The sequence below is a fragment of the Enterobacter sp. ECC-019 genome (assembly GCF_043974075.1).
GTDB classification, from domain to species: Bacteria; Pseudomonadota; Gammaproteobacteria; order Enterobacterales; family Enterobacteriaceae; genus Enterobacter; species Enterobacter asburiae_D.
Map to the genome: position 1 here is coordinate 4582118 of NZ_CP143759.1, position 21006 is coordinate 4603123.

18 protein-coding genes are annotated in these 21006 nt (G+C 55.8%); 5 read left to right on the plus strand and 13 right to left on the minus strand.

Going from position 1 to position 21006, the window contains the following annotated elements:
• Nucleotides 1–48 precede the first annotated feature (48 nt).
• The 9 genes from recC to rppH form a co-directional block, all read right to left on the minus strand.
• Complete coding sequence (gene recC / locus V1566_RS21720) at nt 49–3423, minus strand: exodeoxyribonuclease V subunit gamma (RefSeq protein WP_395304598.1); 3375 nt, start codon at nt 3421–3423, stop codon at nt 49–51.
• A 12-nt stretch (nt 3424–3435) separates the two neighbouring features.
• Nucleotides 3436–3759, minus strand: coding sequence for a prepilin-type N-terminal cleavage/methylation domain-containing protein (locus V1566_RS21725; RefSeq protein ID WP_395304599.1), 324 nt, complete (start codon nt 3757–3759; stop codon nt 3436–3438).
• Complete coding sequence (locus V1566_RS21730) at nt 3744–4145, minus strand: DUF2509 family protein (RefSeq protein WP_395304600.1); 402 nt, start codon at nt 4143–4145, stop codon at nt 3744–3746. Before V1566_RS21730 ends, V1566_RS21725 begins: the two co-directional genes overlap by 16 nt.
• Nucleotides 4142–4702 (minus strand): prepilin peptidase-dependent protein, encoded by a 561-nt coding sequence (locus V1566_RS21735; RefSeq protein WP_395304601.1) that lies wholly within the window; start codon nt 4700–4702, stop codon nt 4142–4144. The genes V1566_RS21730 and V1566_RS21735 overlap by 4 nt, the downstream gene beginning before the upstream one ends.
• Nucleotides 4696–5157: a prepilin peptidase-dependent protein gene (locus V1566_RS21740; protein WP_395304602.1), complete on the minus strand. Its 462-nt coding sequence runs from the start codon at nt 5155–5157 to the stop codon at nt 4696–4698. The genes V1566_RS21735 and V1566_RS21740 overlap by 7 nt, the downstream gene beginning before the upstream one ends.
• A gap of 183 nt (nt 5158–5340) precedes the next feature.
• Complete coding sequence (gene thyA / locus V1566_RS21745) at nt 5341–6135, minus strand: thymidylate synthase (protein WP_014885081.1); 795 nt, start codon at nt 6133–6135, stop codon at nt 5341–5343.
• 6 nt (nt 6136–6141) lie between these two features.
• Nucleotides 6142–7017 carry a prolipoprotein diacylglyceryl transferase gene (gene lgt, locus V1566_RS21750; protein WP_023309046.1) on the minus strand — a complete coding sequence of 292 codons (876 nt, stop codon included), beginning with the start codon at nt 7015–7017 and terminating at the stop codon, nt 6142–6144.
• 194 nt (nt 7018–7211) lie between these two features.
• On the minus strand, nt 7212–9458 hold the full coding sequence (gene ptsP, locus V1566_RS21755) for a phosphoenolpyruvate--protein phosphotransferase (protein ID WP_395304603.1): 2247 nt from the start codon (nt 9456–9458) through the stop codon (nt 7212–7214).
• Nucleotides 9459–9470: 12 nt separating this feature from the next.
• The gene (gene rppH, locus V1566_RS21760) at nt 9471–10001 is read right to left on the minus strand and encodes an RNA pyrophosphohydrolase (protein WP_013098553.1); all 531 of its coding nucleotides are present in this window, start codon (nt 9999–10001) and stop codon (nt 9471–9473) included.
• Nucleotides 10002–10684: 683 nt separating this feature from the next.
• On the opposite strand from rppH, the gene mutH reads away from it, so the two are divergent.
• The 3 genes from mutH to V1566_RS21775 all read left to right on the plus strand — a co-directional run bounded on the left by mutH (nt 10685) and on the right by V1566_RS21775 (nt 12896).
• Nucleotides 10685–11377 carry a DNA mismatch repair endonuclease MutH gene (gene mutH / locus V1566_RS21765; protein ID WP_395304604.1) on the plus strand — a complete coding sequence of 231 codons (693 nt, stop codon included), beginning with the start codon at nt 10685–10687 and terminating at the stop codon, nt 11375–11377.
• A gap of 128 nt (nt 11378–11505) precedes the next feature.
• Nucleotides 11506–11724 (plus strand): YgdI/YgdR family lipoprotein, encoded by a 219-nt coding sequence (locus V1566_RS21770; protein ID WP_008499668.1) that lies wholly within the window; start codon nt 11506–11508, stop codon nt 11722–11724.
• A 131-nt stretch (nt 11725–11855) separates the two neighbouring features.
• Nucleotides 11856–12896 carry an NADP(H)-dependent aldo-keto reductase gene (locus tag V1566_RS21775; RefSeq protein WP_038417288.1) on the plus strand — a complete coding sequence of 347 codons (1041 nt, stop codon included), beginning with the start codon at nt 11856–11858 and terminating at the stop codon, nt 12894–12896.
• 91 nt (nt 12897–12987) lie between these two features.
• On the opposite strand, the gene lplT is transcribed toward V1566_RS21775, so the two are convergent.
• Both lplT and aas read right to left on the minus strand, forming a co-directional pair.
• The gene (gene lplT, locus V1566_RS21780; RefSeq protein ID WP_395304605.1) at nt 12988–14181 is read right to left on the minus strand and encodes a lysophospholipid transporter LplT; all 1194 of its coding nucleotides are present in this window, start codon (nt 14179–14181) and stop codon (nt 12988–12990) included.
• Entirely contained in the window at nt 14174–16333 is a 2160-nt protein-coding gene (aas, locus tag V1566_RS21785) for a bifunctional acyl-ACP--phospholipid O-acyltransferase/long-chain-fatty-acid--ACP ligase (protein ID WP_395304606.1), read from the minus strand. The genes lplT and aas overlap by 8 nt, the downstream gene beginning before the upstream one ends.
• 624 nt (nt 16334–16957) lie before the next feature.
• Here aas and galR point away from each other — a divergent pair.
• Nucleotides 16958–17974, plus strand: coding sequence for an HTH-type transcriptional regulator GalR (galR, locus tag V1566_RS21790; RefSeq protein WP_395304607.1), 1017 nt, complete (start codon nt 16958–16960; stop codon nt 17972–17974).
• Here galR and V1566_RS21795 read toward each other — a convergent pair.
• Nucleotides 17935–18420 (minus strand): GNAT family N-acetyltransferase, encoded by a 486-nt coding sequence (locus tag V1566_RS21795; RefSeq protein WP_395304608.1) that lies wholly within the window; start codon nt 18418–18420, stop codon nt 17935–17937. The genes galR and V1566_RS21795 overlap by 40 nt on opposite strands.
• A gap of 220 nt (nt 18421–18640) precedes the next feature.
• Between V1566_RS21795 and V1566_RS21800 the strand changes: the two genes are divergently transcribed.
• Nucleotides 18641–19678: a LacI family DNA-binding transcriptional regulator gene (locus tag V1566_RS21800; RefSeq protein ID WP_395304609.1), complete on the plus strand. Its 1038-nt coding sequence runs from the start codon at nt 18641–18643 to the stop codon at nt 19676–19678.
• Here V1566_RS21800 and lysA read toward each other — a convergent pair.
• Nucleotides 19648–20910, minus strand: a complete 1263-nt coding sequence (gene lysA, locus V1566_RS21805) for a diaminopimelate decarboxylase (RefSeq protein ID WP_395304610.1) — start codon at nt 20908–20910, stop codon at nt 19648–19650. The genes V1566_RS21800 and lysA overlap by 31 nt on opposite strands.
• Nucleotides 20911–21006 lie beyond the last annotated feature (96 nt).

Consider the following 21006-nt stretch of genomic DNA (forward strand, 5'->3'; position numbering starts at 1 on the left):
AGTGCATCATAAATGAACACCCCATGCTGCGCAATTTTTATACAGCTCTCAGGACTGATTAAATTTAAACAACGGCAGCAGGTAGCGCTGCGCCTCTTCCGTGATAGCCTCGAAGTACTCTGGCTCAAGGGTTCGCCATAAGCGCTGATACCAGACATCTTCACCTTCGCCACGCACCATCATATTACCTTCGTAGGCCTGCATAAATTTACTGCGTGCTTTCTGCAGCGAAGACTCATCCGTTAACATCGCATCATTCTGCGCGTCATAACAGGCTTTTATCCACGCACCGCCACTTTCCGGCAGTAACAGGAGCGGTTTGTTCATTCCCTGACGGTAGCCCTCAATGTACAAAGACAGATACCGTAACGCCTGTTCAGGCTCCATCGGCGGGAAGCGCCATTCGCCCTCTTTACGCACGAAAATCCGGCTTTCACCTTTATGACCACCCGCACTGTAGACAAGATGTTCCAGCCAGAGTTGCACCCCCTGTGAAACGCTCAGCATAGAGGGCCGCCAGCGCAGCAGCCCGTCCGGCTGAACCTGGGTTAACCAGCCCGTGAGCTCTACGCCATTGCAGTTGAGATCGATTTCAATACTTTTGCCCGGCTGCCGACACGCTCTCACGCGCTCCGCCAGGGCGGTCATCTCCTGACACTGCGTCTCCCAGACAATTTCCCCGAACGCCCCATAGGGCAACTGCCCTGCAGCACGATAGCGGCGGTAAAGTTTGTCAGCATCTTCCTCTTCAACCAGCGCATTCAGCAGCTGCAGGTTTAACTGATAGCGCTCCAGCCCTTCCAGCGTAAAAGGCTCTGCATCCGGAATTTCGCTCTCTTCAGAACGGAAGTTGACCTGCAGTCGCTGCTGGAAGAAGGCCCGCACCGGATGCGCCCAAAACCGCTGAAGCTGTTCGAAGGTCAGAGTGTCGATTGGGCGCGGGTCAAGTTCCTGAATGAAATCGGTATGCGCATTCCCCTCCCTTTTCGCCGCTGGTAACCACTCCTGCGCATAGCTCTGGCGCTCGCTGACCGTGTAGTTCACCGGGTCAAACGGCATGCGGCTGTGGAAACAGGTGATATGGGCTTTCACCCTCTGCTCGGTTTCATCGCAGTTGCGCTCTTCATCCCCCGGCAGGTAGTGGCTCTGCCCGATATAGTCCACCAGCTCCTGCACCAGAACGGAGGGGAAACGCTCGCTGTTGTCCTGAATGGAACGGCCGATATAGCTGATATAGAGCTTATTCTGGGCAGAAATGAGCGCCTCAAGGAAGAGGTAGCGGTCATCATCACGGCGGCTACGGTCGCCCCGTTTTGGATTTGCGCTCATCAAATCGAACCCCAGCGGCGCCAGCGCGCGCGGATAAACACCGTCGTTCATGCCAAGCAGACAGACCACTTTAAACGGGATAGAGCGCATTGGCATCAGGGTGCAGATGTTGATGGGGCCTGCCAGGAAACGCTGGCTTATTCGCTCCTGGTCAAGTCGCTGCGTCAGCTCATCCCTCAACAGCGACAGCGGGATAGCCTCCTGATAGTGGGAGTTCACGCCTTCGTCGATGATAGCCTGCCACTGGGTTTCAATGAGCGCCATCGCCGCTTCGGTGTCACTATCTGGCAGGAAGAAATCATTAAGCAACGCCCTGCAAACTGGAAGCCACGCGTCAAGCGGACGCGGCTGCAGCAGCTCGTGTCGCCAGCGGTTAAGCTGCATCAGGAGCGACGCTAAATGCCCCACCAGTTCAGCAATTAACCCGCTGGACTCATCGTAAGGCAGCACCTCGTTCCACTCGCCCTGGCTGCTCTCCATGGCGTAGCCCAGCAGCATGCGCGTCAGGCCAAATCGCCACGTGTGCTGTCCGGTTGGAGGAAGTTCGAACTCCTGAACGTTATCGTCATCGATCCCCCAGCGAACGCCAGACTCATTCACCCACTGGCGAAGGTAGCGCAGGCCCTCTTCATTGATGTTAAAGCGTGCAGCCAGCACGGGAACATCCAGTAACGCCAGGACATCTTCGGAGATAAAGCGGCTATCCGGCAGTGAAAGCAGGGTGATAAATGCCTGCAGTGCCGGATGCGACTGGCGGGCACGACGGTCAGAGATAGCGTAAGGCAGATATCGCTCGCCCGTCGCACTGCCAAAGACGGCCTGAATAAAGGGACTGTAGCTGTCGATATCCGCCACCATCACCACAATATCGCGTGGTGTCAGTTCGGGATCGTCCTGCAGCATCGCCAGCAACTGGTCGTGAAGCACTTCGACCTCACGCTGTGGGCTATGGCAAACATGGATCGTAATGCTGCGATCGTCAGCGTCCAGCTTCCGCTTGCTGTCACTGCGTTCGAACTCTTTCGCCGTCACGCCCATCACGGCACGGTTTTCCAGATCCAGAATATCCAGCTGAATATGATGAAGCAGGCTATCGGGGGCAATCTCGACAAAGGCATCCACGTCGCCTTCACCTGATGAAGTGATGTCTGAAAGCATGTGAATATAGTCCCGCCCCAGCTTCCCCCATGAGGCAAGCAGCGGATTGGGCAGGTTCTGGATACCGTCTTCATCGAAAAGCTGCCCGGCAGTCGAGCCGTCTTTAAACAGCGGGACGGCACGTTCTTCAAAAAGGCGTTTTCTTTGTCGGGTAACCAGCCGGGCAAGCCAACGTTCGTCGAGGATATCCCCCCAGTATTGTCGGCAGGGGTTGGTAAACAAAATATGGATATCAATATGCTTACCCAGCGCATGTAACGCCTTCAGGTAGACAGGGGGTAATGCGGATATCCCGCAGATAAAGACGCGTGACGGCAGTCGGGCCGGGCGCTCCGACGCATTTTCAAGTATCGAGATAAACCGATCGTAAAGATTGGCACGGTGCCACTTTGGCTGGCCAAGTTTCTCCGTATACTCTACCAGCGCTTTCCACAGCGGTGCCTGCCATATTTGCGCCTCCGGCAGCCCTTCAATCAACTCGCCCGCTTCCCAACGAATTAGCCAGTCAGAACGGTAAACAAGGTATTGGTCGTAGAGATCGGCAGTGCGCGATGCCAGCTGGAACAGCTTGCGCTTATCGGTATCGTCATTGAGGTAGTGGCGCAGCATGGCGAATTCATCGCGCTGCAGCATGTCCGGCAGCAGCGCCATCAGCTTCCAGCTCATGCTCTGCTTGTTGAAAGCGCTCTGCTCCGGGATGTCCGGCAACACGCGAACGAACATGTCCCAGATAAAGCTCGCGGGCAGCGGGAAATCAATGTTCGCGGCTATGCCAAATTTACGGGAAAGCGACATTTGCAGCCACTGCGCCATACCGGTGCTCTGCACCAGCACCATTTCGGGCTCAAAAGGATCGTCAAGCCGCTCGCGCTCAACGATAAATTCCATCAGTGCTTCCAGCACATCCAGACGATTTGAGTGGTAGACCCTTAACATAGACGCTCCCGACTACTGGCTAACCGGGCAATGCAGACGCGTCATCTCACCGCGCCGCCCCAGAGGAGAAATAAGTGTAACCGTGATGCTGACACATCCTGCGTGCGTTGTCTGCCCCCGACTGGCCTGCCAGCCTGCAGGGAGAACATTTGTTGAGAGCTGAGACTGATTCCAGGCATGGTGCCAGAGCTGGCGATACTGGTTAAACACGCTAAACCGCGCCGCCAGCGCCCGTTGATAACCCGAGAGAGCCGTCACGACGATCACCAGCAGCATCATCGCCAGCAGGACCTCCACCATGCTAAACCCTTTTTCTCTGTTCATGGCAGCTGACATAACGCGCTCTCCTTAAGGGGACAAAAATCACTCCAGCCGTGAGGCGAAAAGCGAATTTTCCCGTCGACAATCTCTCCTGCGCGCCAGAGCAGCAGGCCACTGTCTCCGGCAATCAGTAGCACTCGCGCCTCACTCAGCTGGCGCAAACACACTCGCCACGCCGATGTCTTTTTGCACTGAACCTGTGGCTCTGACGACCAGCTCTGAACCCGCCCCCACTCAAGCGCGGACTGTACCGTCGCCTGCTGCTGAAGCGAGCGGCTTTCGCCGCCGACGAGCGCGCTAAACATTGTAAGCTGCTGATTGAGACCCGTCAGGATCAGGGTACCGAGCACCAGTAAAAGCAGAACCAGCGCCAGCGAAGACATTCCGCGTTGACGATTCACAGGTTGTACCCCGTGACCGTATACGAAGCCTCCCAGGGCTCCCCCTGCTCGCCTTTACGCATCGCGGCCAGTTCGATATTCACCTCTGGCGCAAAACCGGTATGTTCCACTTTTCTCACCACAAAATGCACGATCGTAAGCCTGTCCGGGTCGGTGAGCTTTTCCCATCCTTTTCCTTCACACGACGTCGCGCCACGCAGGGTTTCCAGCGCGCCCGACTCCAGACGAAAACCGGTGCTGTCATTTTCTGATGCCGTGTTATCCCAGTTGCCGTTACTGTTGGCATCCCACTGCACAATGACGCAGCCTCCAAGCCTCGCGATCACCAGCGCCTGTCCCTGACAGTTTCCCGCGCAGTACCCCGCACGCTGAAGCTGCTTGCCCAGGGCAAACAGGTGCTGCCATACCTCTTCCTCCAGCTCTCTCTGGCCGGATTGCAGTAAAACCGCCCGCTGCAATGCGGGTAAAAAACGCGATGCGCTTATCAGCAAAAGGCTGCTAATCGCCGTGGCAATCAGAACTTCAGTCAGTGAGAAACCACGCTGCCTCATCAACATGAACCTCCCTCAGAGACCTTACACATCCTGATGCGTCCTCCATTTGAGACAACAATCAGCCATTCTCCGGCACGGCTTTGAACGCGTATCCGCCCCGCCCATGCCGTATCCCTTAATCCATAGAACGCCAGCGACGGCGTTACTTCACTGACCTCGACCTCAGGCCAGAGAGGAATCAGTACAAAGGGACTGCCCTTCTCACAGCCCTGCACGGCAGAGCTCGCCAGACAGTCCCGACCCCCCACCTGCTGACGGGTAATTTGATGGTCGCGGTTGTGACGGTTGGCATGGTTGCGAAGAAACAGCAGGTAATCTCGCACCTGGCTGGCGGTTTGCCACAGCCGCTGCTGCTGTTGCCAGCTGTCCCAGCCGTACAGACCTGAGGCGCTGAGGATAACGACAAGTGAAATCGCGACCAGCGTTTCGATAAGCGTAAAACCGTTCTCTTTTTTCATACCGGGAGTGTGGCGAAGCGCCGTGAAGATGACGAGCGACGGATCCTCTTTTTACGAGGCGTTATCCGGAGAATTGGGAGAGTTGCAGCGCGTTGCACGCTTTGTGGATAACGACTCGGGAAACGGGATAAAGGCAAAAAAAACCGGCGCTAAACAGCACCGGTTGTGTCACGCTTTATCGCATCAGATAGCGACGGGCGCTTTGATGCCAGGGTGCGGGTCGTAACCCTCAATCTCGAAATCATCAAAGCGGTAGTCGAAGATTGATGCCGGTTTGCGTTTGATAATCAGCTTCGGCAGCGCACGCGGTTCGCGGGTCAGCTGGAGATGTGTCTGTTCCATATGGTTACTGTAAAGATGGGTGTCCCCACCGGTCCAGACGAAATCACCCACTTCCAGGTCGCACTGCTGCGCCATCATGTGGACTAACAGCGCATAGCTGGCAATGTTAAACGGCAGGCCGAGGAATACGTCACAGGAGCGCTGGTAGAGCTGACAGGAAAGCTTTCCATCCGCCACATAGAACTGGAAGAACGCGTGGCACGGTGCCAGCGCCATTTTATCCAGCTCGCCGACGTTCCAGGCGGAAACGATGATTCGGCGCGAGTCCGGGTCGTTTTTCAGCTGGTTCATCACGGTGGTGATCTGGTCAATATGGCGGCCATCAGGCGTTGGCCATGCGCGCCACTGCTTGCCGTAAACCGGGCCCAGGTTGCCGTTTTCATCTGCCCACTCGTCCCAGATTGAGACGTTATTTTCGTGCAGATACGCAACGTTGGTATCGCCTTGCAGGAACCAGAGCAGTTCATGAATGATCGAGCGCAGGTGGCAGCGCTTTGTCGTCACCAGCGGGAAGCCTTCTTGCAGATTGAAGCGCATCTGGTGGCCAAAAATGGAGAGCGTACCGGTACCGGTGCGGTCGTTTTTCGGCGTGCCCTCATCGAGCACTTTTTTCATCAATTCAAGATACTGTTTCATGGTTCCTCAGGAAATTTGTTGCTGTGGACGACGACGATACGCCCAAATCATCATAATGGCACCCGCGACAATCATCGGAATGGAGAGGATCTGCCCCATGCTGATGTACTGTACCCACTCGCCGGTAAACTGTGCGTCTGGCTGACGGAAGAACTCGACGATAATACGGAATGCGCCGTAGCCGATCAGGAACAGGCCGGAGACAGCACCCATCGGACGCGGTTTGCGAATAAACAGGTTAAGGATGATAAACAGCACAACACCTTCCAGCGCCAGCTCGTACAGCTGAGACATATGGCGCGGCAGCACGCCGTAGGTATCGAAAATGGACTGCCACTCCGGATGTGATGGCAGCAGCGCGATATCTTCTGCGCGAGAGCCCGGGAAGAGCATCGTATACGGCACGCTCGGATCGACGCGGCCCCACAGCTCACCGTTGATAAAGTTGCCCAGACGGCCAGCGCCGAGACCAAACGGGATCAGCGGTGCGATAAAATCTGAAACCTGGAAGAAGTTGCGTTTGGTGCGTTTGGCAAAAATCACCATCACCAGGATCACCCCAATCAGGCCGCCGTGGAAGGACATGCCGCCGTCCCAGACGCGGAACAGATAGAGAGGATCATTCAGGAATACCGGGAAGTTATAGAACAGCACATACCCAATACGGCCACCGAGGAACACGCCGAGGAAGCCCGCATATAGCAGGTTTTCAACTTCGTTTTTAGTCCAGCCGCTGCCCGGACGGCTGGCGCGACGGCCAGCGAGCCACATGGCAAAAATGAAGCCCACCAGGTACATCAGACCGTACCAGTGAAGCGAAACAGGTCCTACTGAGAAAATGACCGGATCAAATTCCGGAAAATGCAGATAACCACTGTTCATCTGTCACCACAAGATGTTGTTATTCCGCTGAAAGTGGACAGCGGTAGAAATGCGATTCTGCTGTAAGCAGAGGCTCCAAAGTTGCGAATCATAGCACAAGGCGGGCGCGGAGGATGCGCCAGAGATGTAAAAGATGTGTATAGGGTTTTATGCGTACTGGAGCCCTCCCCCCACAGGGAGAGGGCGAAAGACGGTTAGCGGCCACCGCGGATCAGGCCGCCCATACCGCGTCGTTCCATAAACGCCGCGACCTGATGACGAACCTCAACTGCCAGCTGCGCCTCAAGGCTACGCTCAGCCAGCTCGCGGGCATCATTGATGTCGATATGCCGCAGCAGGTATTTCACGCGAGCGACGGCGCGACCGTTCATCGACAGATGGCGGAATCCCAAACCAATCAGGATTGCAACACACATTGAATCCCCCGCCATTTCACCGCACAGGCGTAAATCAATGCCGTATTGTTCCGCTTCACGGGCGATCATCGCCAACGCGCGAATGATCGCCGGATGGAGGCTGTCGTAGATACTGGCGACGCGGGTATTGTTACGGTCGACGGCCAGGATATATTGCGTTAGGTCGTTCGTGCCGACAGAGATAAAATCAACACGGTTTGCCAGCTGCGGCAGCATAAAGACCATAGACGGCACTTCAAGCATCACCCCGATCCGTGGTTTCGGGATCGCATAGCCGATCATCTCTTCCACTTCACGGCCAGCACGTTCGATCAGTCGCCGGGACTCGTCGATCTCATCAATGCTGGTGACCATTGGCAGTAAGATGCTGAGATTGCCCGTCGCCGCGTTGGCGCGCAGCATCGCACGCACCTGGATCAGGAAGATCTCCGGCTGATCGAGCGTAATGCGGATCCCACGCCAGCCCAGGCACGGGTTTTCTTCGCTGATTGGCATATAGGGCAGCTGTTTATCCGCCCCGACATCCAGGGTTCGCAGGGTGACAGGTTTGTCGTTAAACATCTGCAGCATCCCCTGATACTGCGCCACCTGCTCCTCTTCGGAGGGGAAACCGCTCTGCAGCATAAACGGAATTTCAGTACGGTACAGGCCAATACCGTCGATGCGGCTGCCAAGTTTTTCTTCATGCTCAGGGCTTAAACCGGCGTTGAGCATGACTTTGATCCGCTCACCGCTCTTCAGCTGTGCGGGGAGGTTAACGTCATCTTCCGCCAGCTTGCTTAATTCATTCTCTTCGCTGATAAGACGCTGGTATTCCTGGAGCAGAACTGGCTCAGGATCGACAAGCAGCTCACCGCGATAGCCGTCAACCACTAGCGTACGGCGGTGCAGAACCGACGGCTGGATATCCGCTCCCATAACGGTTGGAATACCCAGCGCGCGCACCATAATTGCGGCGTGTGAGTTGGCTGCACCATCGCGCACCACTACACCGGCCAGCCTGTCCTGAGGCAGTTCAGCCAGTGTCGTTGCCGAGAGTTCATCGGCGACCAGAACAAACCGTTTTGGCCAGGCATTCGGTCCCTGAATGGTGTCATCGAGATGGAACAGCAGACGTTGTCCGAGGGCCCGAAGATCTCCAGCCCGCTCTTTCAGGTAACCGTCGGTCAGTGCCGCAAATTGGTCGGCAAATTTTTCGATTACCTTCTTAACCGCCCACTCCGCGACCGAGCCTTTATCCACTTCCGCAAAAAGCTCACGACGCAGACGCGCATCGGAGAGCAGGTGCGAATAGAGGTCGAAGATGGCCGCCGTCTCTTTTTGCGCGCCTGCGGCAAAGCGCTTGCTGTAACGCCGAAATTCATTCGCCGCCTCTTCCAGCGCGGCGGTAAGACGCTCGCGCTCAAGCGCTTCATCAAGCGTTGAGGCTTCGTAAACCTGCTCCATTAGCGGCAGGGTGGCGTCCATCCAGCCTTCCGCTATCGCCACGCCTGGCGAGGCCGGAAGGGCACGAATGCGCGTATGGCGATACTGACCAAAAAGCGCGGCAAGCTGAGACTGGGAGAGGATCGCCGCCATCTGCGTGGCCAGCGTGACGAGGAAAGACTCTTCGCTTTCATCGTACTGACGTAGTTCGCGCTGCTGGACGACCAGCACGCCGAGCAGTTGGCGGCGCTGGATAATCGGCACGCCAAGGAAAGCGCGGAAGCGCTCTTCTTTTACGGAAGGGATGTATTTAAAGCTGGGGTGTTTTTGCGCGTCAGCAAGGTTGATGGGTTCAGCCAGCCGACCAACCAGACCCACGATACCTTCATCAAATGCGAGCGTTACGGTGCGTCCACGTGGTTTTTTCAAACCACGGGTCGCCATCAGGTAATAGCAGCGCCGATCGTGGTCGGCCAGATACACCGAACAGACCTCGGTCTCCATCGCAAGACAGATGTCAGTGACCAGAATATTCAGCGCCTCGTTCAGACGCGGAGCACTGGCCACCTTCTCGACTATTTCTCGCAAGCGGGTGAGCATGATTTGCGTAGCTTAACCTCTTTTACGTCGCCATGCAGGTGCGCTCTGCGGCTTAGGCGGGATCTCCTGAAGCTGCATTACCACACTTGCAAACTCTTTCATCACCCTACGGTAAACATCGCGTTTAAATGACACGACCTGACGAACAGGATACCAATAGCTCACCCAGCGCCAGCCATCGAACTCCGGCGTACTGCTGGTTTGCATATTGATGTCTGAATCGTTGCCCACCAACTGCAACAGAAACCACTTCTGTTTCTGGCCGATACAAACCGGCTTTGTGTCCCAACGCACCAAACGTTTCGGTAACTTGTAACGCAACCAGTTGCGGGTCGAAGCCAGGATGCGAACATCTTTTCGGCTTAAACCGACCTCTTCAAAAAGCTCCCGGTACATCGCTTGTTCTGGGGACTCTCCCGGATTGATCCCGCCTTGCGGGAACTGCCAGGAGTGCTGACCATATCGCCGGGCCCACATTACCTGGCCCTGACGATTACAAATTACTATTCCTACGTTCGGGCGGTAGCCATCGTCATCAATCACCGGACTACCCCAAACTAAACCTTATATATGAATGATTGTTTCACACTACAGGGAGGCGGTAAACCACTCTCTTACAGGGCTGCAACCTAATAACATTTGAATAACTCACAAATAAGAGCTGAGTTATAAACAGATGAGAGTCAGTGAAGGGAATTTTATTCACCTTTTCTGTGGATATAGTTGTGAAGAAGTGTCTGATTACCGATGAACAACCTAAAACACCGCCGTGTCCCCTCTCTCACCTGATTTCAATAATACAATTATTTTCATAGAGTTAAATGTATTTCAATGAACACAAAACAGAATAGCGTGACGATCGTCACATCAGGGATCGTCGTGCTGATGAAAGATCGAACAGCGTCGGTTTTATCCACAGATTGTGCCAATAAGTTAGTCACAATTTGTTTGAAAATTCGATTTTCATCGCACGTCAAGGCTGTAAATTGAAACAGTAGTTAGGGTTATGCCCAGTTATCCCATTTTTCTGTGGATAACATGGTGTAAGATCCTGTTCATTGTCAGTGACCAGATTTGAACAACCGGTTTTCTGACTCAGGTGAAACGATTTCAAACCAATAAAAAAACCTATAAATCATACACATGGAATATTGGTACAGAAATAGTTAAACTCTATCCACAGGGGACAATTTCTTCGTCTATTTTTTAATCAAAAGGTTACCTTCATGCATCCGCTTACACCCTTGCTCTCACCGCCGTCCAGCGAGGGCCAGTTGCTACAGCAGGCAGAGCGTCTGGCAGGCTTTTCGCTTGGCGAGCTGGCGGCAATGGCAGGGCTTCAGATCCCGAAGGATCTGAAGCGGGATAAAGGCTGGATCGGCATGCTGCTTGAACTGTGGCTGGGCGCCAGCGCAGGGAGCAAACCCGAGCAGGATTTTGCAGCACTTGGCGTGGAGTTAAAAACCATCCCCATAGACAGCCAGGGCAAGCCCCTTGAGACCACCTTCGTCTGCGTTGCGCCATTAACCGGCAACACCGGCGTAACGTGGGAAACCAGCCACGTTCGCCACAAGCTGAAGCGCGTGTTGTGGGTACCGGTTGAAGGAGAGCGACAGATCCCCCTGGCTGAGCGTCGCGTTGGCGCGCCGCTGCTCTGGAGCCCGAACGACGATGAAGAGCATCAGCTGCGGCTGGACTGGGAGGAACTGATGGACATGATCGTTCTTGGGCAGGTAGAGCGCATCACCGCCCGGCACGGAGAAGTATTACAACTACGCCCGAAAGCGGCCAACAGTAAAGCGCTTACCGAGGCAATCGGCGCGCAGGGTGAGCCGATACTGACATTGCCACGCGGTTTTTATCTCAAAAAGAATTTCACCGGCGCACTCCTGGCACGTCATTTCCTGTTAAAAACATAGTTTTTTACTTATTTTGCGAGCTCTCGAACATAATCGACTGCTTTTTAAGATTTTACCGCTTCCTCAAGTCGCCATATCGGGTTAATACTAGATTATGATTTGATACGCGCCAGATGAGGACGATAACGATGAAAAAATGGGCAGTGTTAGTTTCAGCAGTCGGTTTAGCGTTTGCCGTATCGGGCTGTAGCAGCGATTACGTTATGGCGACAAAAGACGGTCGAATGATCCTGACCGACGGCAAACCCGAAGTCGACGATGATACCGGTCTGGTCAGCTACCGCGACCAGGAAGGCAATAAAATGCAGATCAATCGCGACGAAGTCTCGCAAATTATCGAGCGATAATCAGAGAGAGGTCAGTAGCTTGCTGGCCTTTTTGATTTTTTTCTTCCCCTTTTGCTTCCCCTCTGCCATGTTTATATTCCTTTGTCGGGCACGCCCTGACGCGGTCTATATGTCTTATGAGGAAGCCGGCTATGCATTATCACCGTATCCCCCACAGCGCTCTGGAAATAAGCCAACTGGGGTTGGGCACGATGACATTTGGTGAACAAAACAGCGAAGCCGATGCCCATGCACAACTCGATTACGCCGTCAGCCAGGGGATTAACCTGATTGATGTCGCGGAGATGTACCCTGTTCCTCCACGTCCGGAAACGCAGGGGCTTACCGAAACCTACGTCGGTAACTGGCTGGCAAAACACGGCAACCGTGAAAAGCTGGTGATTGCCTCAAAAGTCAGTGGCCCCGCGCGCAACAACGATACCGGGATCCGCCCGAATCAGATCCTCGATCGCAAGAATATCCGCGCCGCACTGGACGCCAGCCTGAAGCGCCTGCAAACCGATTACCTCGACCTGTATCAGGTGCACTGGCCGCAGCGCCCAACCAACTGCTTTGGTAAGCTCGGCTACAGCTGGAATGAGAGCGCCCCCGCCGTAACGCTGCTGGAAACGCTGGAAGCGCTGACCGAGTGCCAGCGCGCGGGAAAAATCCGCTACATTGGCGTCTCTAACGAAACGGCCTTTGGCGTAATGCGCTATCTGCACCTTGCAGATAAACACGATCTGCCGCGTATCGTCACCATCCAGAACCCGTACAGCCTGCTTAACCGTAGCTATGAGGTGGGTCTGGCCGAAGTGACGCAATATGAAGAAGTGGAACTGCTCGCCTATTCCTGTCTCGGCTTTGGCACGCTGACGGGGAAATACCTTAACGGCGCGAAACCGGCCGGGGCGCGGAATACCCTCTTTAGCCGCTTTACCCGCTACAGCGGTGAGCAGACGCAGAAAGCCGTCGCAGCCTATGTGGATATCGCAAAGCGTCACGGTCTTGACCCTGCGCAGATGGCGCTGGCCTTCGTGCGTCGTCAGCCGTTTGTTGCCAGCACCCTGCTGGGCGCGACCACGATGGAACAGCTGAAAACCAATATTGAGAGTTTCCATCTGAACCTGAGTGAAGAGGTGTTAGCGGAGATTGAAGCGGTGCATCAGGTTTATACGTATCCTGCGCCGTAGCCTGATGCTTTTGCCCGGTGGCGCGAGCTTACCGGGCCTATAAGTGCGCAAACGTAGGCCGGGTAAGGCGAAGCCGCCACCCGGCTATTTATCAGCTCCGACGTTGCCAGACCCACAAGCCCGCAATCGCCAGCGCAAACAGCCCACCAAACCCGACGCCAATCCCCACCACTGGCACTCCCACTTTTACCGCCAGCGAGTAGAGCCCCAGCATCAACAGCATCGCCAGGTTTTCACCCAGATTTTGTACCGCGATGGCATTCCCCGCCCCGACGGTCTGCTTGCCACGTTCCTGCAGCAACGCGTTCAGCGGCACCACAAAGAAACCGCCCAGAATACCAATCAGGATGAGGAGGACATAGGCGGGCAATAACGCATGTTGCAGCGAGAAAATCAGCACCACGACGCCAATCAGGATCCCTGCGGGCATGCAGCGTGCTACCGTCTCGAGCGTCACCAGCTTCGCCGCAGCACCCGCCCCCACCACAATGCCGATGGCCACCATCGCATTCAGATAGGTCGGTGTCGCGTTGTCTGTAATCCCCAGCGCCACAGGCACCCACAGCACCAGCAGGAAGCGAAGCGTGACGCCCGCGCCCCAGAACATACTGGTTCCCATCAGGGAGAAACGCGTTTCACCGTTACGCCACAGCACGCGACAGGCGGTAAAGAAACTGCCGGTCATCGGTTTAAAGCGCCAGGATTGCCCCGGGCGAGCCACCGGCAGTTTGGGAATAAACAGGTTCGCCACGACCGCTCCGCCATACACCGCCGCGCATACGCCCAGTGCCGCCAGGACATGCCAGTCGGCCAGTACGCCGCCCGCGACGGATCCAAGCAGGATAGCGGCAATGGTTGACGACTCCATCAGGCCGTTGGCTTTCACCAGCTTATCGCCCGTGGTCAGTTCACCGAGAATGCCATACTTCGCCGGGGAGTAGGCGGCGGCGCCAATGCCCACCAGCGTATAGCCAATAAACGGGTTGAAGCCAAAGCAAATGCTGGCGGCCCCCAACAGCTTGAGACCGTTGGCAAACATCATCACCCGGCCTTTGGGGAAACTGTCTGCCACCTGGCCTACGAACGGAGCAAAGATAATGTAAGCGCCCACAAACACCATCTGCAGGATCGGCTGGCTCCAGTCGGGGTAAAATTCGGCTTTCAGCAGCGCCAGAGTGGCAAACAGCAGCGCGTTATCACCGAATGCAGAGAGAAACTGTGCGGCGATGACGGCCATCATGCCTTTCGACCTGAGCGATGTGTTAGTGTGTACTGACTCACGCATTTTGCTGTTCCGCCTCTTCAACCATGCCTTTCAGGGTCACGAAATCGGGCTTCCCGCTACCCAGCACCGGGAGCTGCTTCAGGAAGCGAATATCGCGCGGCACTGCCAGTTCAGGGATACCGTGTTCACGCGCATAGCTAAGCAGCCTGTCGCGCTTAAGCTCAGCGTCGGTCGTAAACAGCACCAGCGCCTCGCCTTTGCTGGCATCACTTTTCACCACGGTCGCATGAATTTTATCCGCGGAAACGGCCGTCGCAAGCTGCTCAACCATTTCCAGAGAGACCATTTCACCGGCGATTTTGGCGAAGCGTTTCGCGCGTCCCTGAATCTGAACAAAGCCTTGTTCATCGAAACGGACGATATCACCGGTGTCGTACCAGCCGGTTTCAACCTCGCCGTTGACGTTTTCCGCTGTGGGCACCTCCAGCACGCCCGGGTTTTCCACGCGCAGATAACCGTTCATCACGTTTGGCCCTTTGAGCTGCAGACGGCCACCGTCCTCAATGCCCGGCACGGCCAGCAGACGCGCATCCATTCCCGGCAGAATTCGGCCCACCGTACCCGGCTTCGCCGCCATCGGCACGTTAATCGAGACCACGGGAGCACACTCGGTAACGCCATAACCTTCGAGAATGCGCAGGCCGAACTTGTCCTGCCAGATCTGACGCGTGCTCTCCTGCAGTTTTTCCGCACCGGCCACCACATACCGCACGCGATAGAAATCATACGGATTGGCGAAACGCGCGTAGTTGCCGAGGAACGTTGAGGTACCGAACAGGACGGTACAGTTACGGTCATACACCAGTTCCGGCACAATGCGGTAATGCAGCGGGCTTGGATAGAGGAACACTTCTGCGCCGGTCAGCAGCGGCGTAAACAGCCCCACCGTCAGGCCAAAAGAGTGGAACAGCGGCAGCGCCGACATAAAACGGTCATCCGCGGTAAAGTCGGCAATGCTTTTAATCTGCTCAACGTTCGCCAGAATGCTCTTGTGGCTGTGGACGACGCCTTTCGGGTTGCCCTCCGATCCCGACGTGAAGAGGATAATCGCGTCATCTTCCGGCTGCTGTTTTACCTGTGCCAGACGCGGCATCAGCAGGTGAGCAAAAATCCACAGCTTGTCGCCGGTGGTTACGTCCGCTTTCAGATCCTCCAGGAAGACCCAGCGCACCTGGGTGAGCTGCTCGGGAAGATGCCAGAGCTTGCCTTTATCCAGGAACTGACGAGAGGTAAAGACGGTATTAATCTGGGCAGCGGTGATGGCGCTGGTCAGCCCTTTCACGCCCGCCGTGTAGTTCATCATGGCCGGGATGCGCCCCCGGGAAACCGCACCAAAAATCACCGCCGCGCTGATGCCTGCGTTAGGCAGCATCAGGCCAATTTTCTCGCCCTTTTTGCTGTACTTCTCAAGAATGCGGCCCACAAACAGGGTCTTGGTCAGGAGTTTACGATAGGTATCCGGGGTAAAGTTGATGTCTTCGATGCAGTTTTTCTTCGCGCCATACCGGTGCTGCGCGGAAAGCAGAGATTCGTACAGCGTTTCGCGCGGGCGCACGGCCATGCGCGCTTCCATCATAATCTGGTGCAGCATTTCCCCGGCGATTTTACGGCGATCGCGGGCACGCGGCGCGTCCGGCATCGGTAACGACGTTGGCGGCAGAATGCGCAGCGTGATTTTTGGGAACAGACGCTGCTTCACCCGCCCCTTCAGGCGGCTGAAATGGCTCAGCTCTGCGCCTTCAATGCGCAGCGGCACCACGGTCGCTTTTGATTTCGCCGCGACAAACCCCGCGCCGTCGTAGATTTTCATCAGCGAACCGGTCACTGAAATACGCCCTTCCGGGAAAATGACCACCGGACGTCCCTGCTCGACCAGGCGCACCAGATGCTTAATCATCATCGGCTTTGTCGGATCGAGCGGCACAAAATCAATCAGCGGCGTGAGCCACCGCATGTACCACTGCTGGCTGATGGAGGTATAAACCGCAAACACCGGGCGCACGGGCAGAAACAGCGCCAGCAGGATGCCATCTATAAAGGAAACATGATTTGGTGTGATAAGAACGCGTTCGCCGCGAAGCGCCTGGGCATCGCCAGTAACGCGGATGCGAAAGAGAATACGGAATAGTGTACGGAAGAACCCAAATAGCATCTCAACTCCCTTTGCCAGACAGTGTGGAGGGTTGATAGTAAATGGTGGCAGATTACACGAGAAGTGATACGGGAGCGACAGCAAAAGTGGAGGCGAAAAAAAACCTGCGCATCCGCGCAGGTTGGTGCAAGAGATGAGTACGAAACCGTACTAAGAATTCTCACCAATCAATACCTCTGGGATCTTGATTTTGGCCGTTCACCCTGCGCTTCGCCAGCAGGAAAACGCAAGGGAATGAGCCGAAGTGCAACCAGGTGTGAATATTCTCTGTTGCTGTTACAGGTTGAACTGTCAGGCAAAAAAAAACCTGCGTAAAAACGCAGGTTGGTGTAAAGCGTGTTAATCAACCGGAGTTGATTCCACCTATCAATACCTCTGGGATCTCGACTGTATCAACCTCTTTAACGTCCTCGCCATCGGACAATCGCAACAGCCTGAGGCAAAGTGTAACCAAAGGTTCAGATTGACATTTTTCAGACATGACTGCGCGTGTAACGATTACACCGCCAGGGTTGTCCTGCGTCACGTTTGTGGAGAGCGGAAATCCGCTCCCCTTGAATGCGCGCCGCTTTTCCGCAACACTAATTGGTGTGTAAACGCTTACCCCCAATAAGAAGGTAATGAATGGCGACAATAAAGGATGTGGCCCGTCTGGCAGGTGTGTCGGTGGCAACCGTCTCCCGCGTGATTAACGACTCACCGAAAGCCAGTGACGCATCACGCCAGGCGGTACAAAACGCCATGGAATCCCTGAACTATCATCCCAATGCCAATGCCCGCGCGCTCGCCCAGCAGTCCACAGAAACCATTGGTCTGGTGGTGGGAGATGTCTCCGATCCCTTTTTCGGCGCGATGGTGAAAGCCGTTGAACAGGTTTCTTATCAGACAGGCAATTTTTTGCTGATCGGCAATGGCTATCATAATGAACAAAAAGAACGTCAGGCCATCGAGCAGCTGATCCGCCACCGCTGCGCGGCGCTGGTGGTTCACGCCAAAATGATCCCGGATGCCGAACTGATTCATCTGATGAAGCAGATCCCCGGGATGGTCATCATCAACCGCATTATTCCGGGATTTGAAAAACGCTGCGTGGCGCTCGACGACCGCTACGGCGCGTGGCTTGCGACCCGTCATCTGATTCAGCAGGGTCACACCCGGATTGGCTATCTCTGTTCAAATCACCCTATTTCTGATGCAGAAGACCGCCTGCAGGGCTATTACGATGCCCTGCGCGAAAACGGACTGCCGTGTAATGATCGCCTGGTGGCCTACGGTGAACCGGATGAGAGTGGCGGTGAACAGGCCATGACCGAGCTGCTGGGTCGCGGACGGAATTTCACAGCGATTGCCAGCTATAACGACTCGATGGCCGCAGGCGCAATGGGGGTGTTGAATGACAACGGGATTGAGGTCCCGGCAGAAATTTCGCTGATTGGCTTCGATGACGTGCTGGTCTCTCGCTACGTGCGCCCGCGTCTGACTACCGTGCGCTACCCGATTATCACCATGGCAACGCAGGCCGCCGAGCTGGCGTTAGCGCTGGCTGAACAGCGCCAGCCGCCGGATATTACGCATCTGTTTAGCCCGACGCTGGTTCGCCGTCACTCCGTTGCCTCTCTTGCGGAAGCGCAGAGCGAATAACGGTAGAGGTGAACCCGCGTGTTGGGGTATTCCAGCCCATCACCGATATACTGCCAGCCGTAACGTTCGTAAAAGTCGCGGCAGGCAGACCACAGGTGCAGTTCGGTATACCCGGCTCGCGCCGCATACGCCAGGACATGTTTCTGCAGCTTTCCCGCAAGCCCTTTCCCCCGGGCAGCTTCGTCGACATACAGCGCCGCCAGCCAGGGATACAGATCCTGTCGAGCGATCAGATCGCAACGCCAGAGTCCCACAGTCCCCACGAGCCGCTCATCCTCAACGGCAATAAAAGTCAGCGGTAATGCTTCCGGCGTCTGGCTGTGCTCAACAATGCTGTGGAAAAATTCCCGTGGAAGCCCTTCGCCAAAGGCCCGCCAGAGCCACTCGGTGACCTGCTCCGCATAGTGCGGTGCCTGGTAAAGTGGAAGGATGACAGTCTTTTTCACGTTTCACCTGCATTTTCTCATGTATGTGCTGGCCTGACGCCCAGGTTCGGTTCGGCGATTATTTTACCAGAGTCAGACTATTTCATTTTACTTCATGCAGGCCAGACGAATCGTTACCAAAAAGCGTGATCGTGGCGGAGTTTTTGCGCTTCCCGCATCGCTTATACGTCGTGAGGTCTGTGTTAAACTGCAGACCATTACGTGGAAGCAGGAATGTAGAATGGCAACAATGCTGGATGTCTCACTGCGTGCGGGCGTGTCGAAGGCCACGGTATCGCGCGTGCTGAACGGCACGGGTCAGGTTAAAGAGAGCACGCGTCAGCAGGTGTTTACGGCGATGGAAGAGCTGGGCTATCGTCCGAACTTTCTCGCGCGTTCACTGGCTAACCAGACCAGCAACAGCATTGGTCTGGTCGTCTCCACTTTCGATGGCTTTTACTTTGGCCGCCTTCTCCAGCAGGCGTCGCGGCAGACCGAAACCCACGGGAAACAGCTGATCGTCACCGATGGCCACGACGCGCCTGAACAGGAAGAACAGGCGGTGCAGATGCTGGCCGATCGCCAGTGCGATGCCATCGTGCTTTACACGCGCTACATGAGCGAGAAAGCGATCGTCAAACTGATGGACACCGTGAAAACGCCGCTGGTGGTCATTAACCGTGAAGTGAGCCAGGCGCCGGATCGCTGCGTGTTCTTCGAACAGCAGGATGCCGCGTTTAAGGCCGTGGATTACCTGATCGGCCAGGGCCATCGGGAGATCGCCTGTATCACCGTCCCGATCCATACCCCAACCGGGAAAGCGAGGCTGATGGGCTATCGCAAGGCGCTGGAAAAGCACGGCATCCGCCTGGACGAGCGTCGGATAAAGTACGGCGATGCGGGAATGACGCGGGGATACGAGCTGTGCAAGGAGTTGATTGCCGACGGTGTATCGTTTAGCGCCCTGTTTGCCTGTAACGACGATATGGCGCTGGGTGCGTCCAAAGCGTTACACCAGGCGGGGCGTAAAATCCCGCAGGATATTTCACTGTTCGGCTTTGACGATGCCCCAAGCGCGAAATGGCTGGAGCCTGCGCTCTCGTCGGTTTATCTGCCCATCGACAATATGATTGTCACGGCCATCGATCAGGCGATCCGGCTGGCAAAAAACCAGCCGGTCGATGCCATCCCGCCGTTTACCGGCACGCTGGTCTTACGCGATTCGGTCACAACGGGGCCGTACTTTCATCAGATGAGTTCTAAAGCCAGCAGTTCCTGAATGGTCTGACGACGACGGATCAGCCGTGCCTTGCCGTTATCAAACAGCACTTCCGGCAGCAGCGGGCGGCTGTTGTAGTTAGATGACATCGACGCCCCGTAGGCACCGGTATCATGCAGCACAAGATAATCACCCGGTTTGACCTCTGGCAACGCGCGGGTCTCCACTTTGCCGCCTTCCTGCTGGGTAAACACGTCACCCGATTCGCACAGTGGCCCCGCAACGACCGTCTCAACGCGCGGCACCTGCGTTAGGTCGCGGCCGTCGGCAGCCAGGGCGGTAATGTGGTGATAGCTGCCGTACATGGACGGACGCATCAGATCGTTAAAGCCCGCGTCAATCAATACGAAGTGGCGAGATCCCATCTCTTTCACGCTGCGCACCTGCGAAACCAGCACACCGGCTTCCGCCACCAGGAAACGACCCGGCTCAATTTCCAGCTTCACCGCGTGACCAAGATGCGCGGCAATCTGATCACGCGCGGCGCTCCACAGACCGTAATAGTGATCGGTATCGATCGCCTCTTCGCCTTCGCGATAAGGAATGGAGAGACCGCCGCCGGCAGAGATCGCCTCCAGATCCTGACCGAAGTCGATAACCTGGCGCACCATCGCGCCGCACACCTGCTCCAGGTGGCCGTAATCCACGCCAGAGCCAATGTGCATATGAATACCCACCAGCTTCAGGCTGTAGCGTTGTAATACCTCCAGCGCGGCAGGCATATCGGCATACCAGATCCCGTGCTTGCTGTTTTCGCCGCCGGTATTGGTTTTTTGGCTGTGACCATGACCAAAGCCCGGATTCACCCGCAGCCAGACGCGATGGCCGGGAGAAACCTGACCCAGTTGCTCCAGCATATCCACAGAACCGGCATTTACCGGGATCTGCAGTTCGTGGACGCGCGCCAGCGTCGCATCGTCGATCACATCGGCGGTAAAGACGATCGCGTCGCCGTCAGCTTTCGGATCGAATCCGGCCACCAGCGCGCGCTCGATTTCGCCCAGTGAAACGGAGTCGACCTTCACGCCCTGCTCACGCATCAGGCGCAGAATATGGATATTGGAGCAGGCCTTCTGGGCAAATCGCACCACGTCAAACTGATGCAGGGCGGCGATCTTCTCGCGAACGATCTGCGCGTCGTAGACCCACACCGGGCAGCCAAACTCGGCGGGCAGGCGCAGCAGGTTGTCGGCGTTCAAATCGGTATCAGTCTGGTTCAGCGGGCGTGGCATGGTCTTCTCCGGGTAAATGCGTTTTGATGATTACGCCACAGCACGAAGAGAATAAAAAATATCGTTTTATCGCGAGTCTATGCAAAAATGATATGG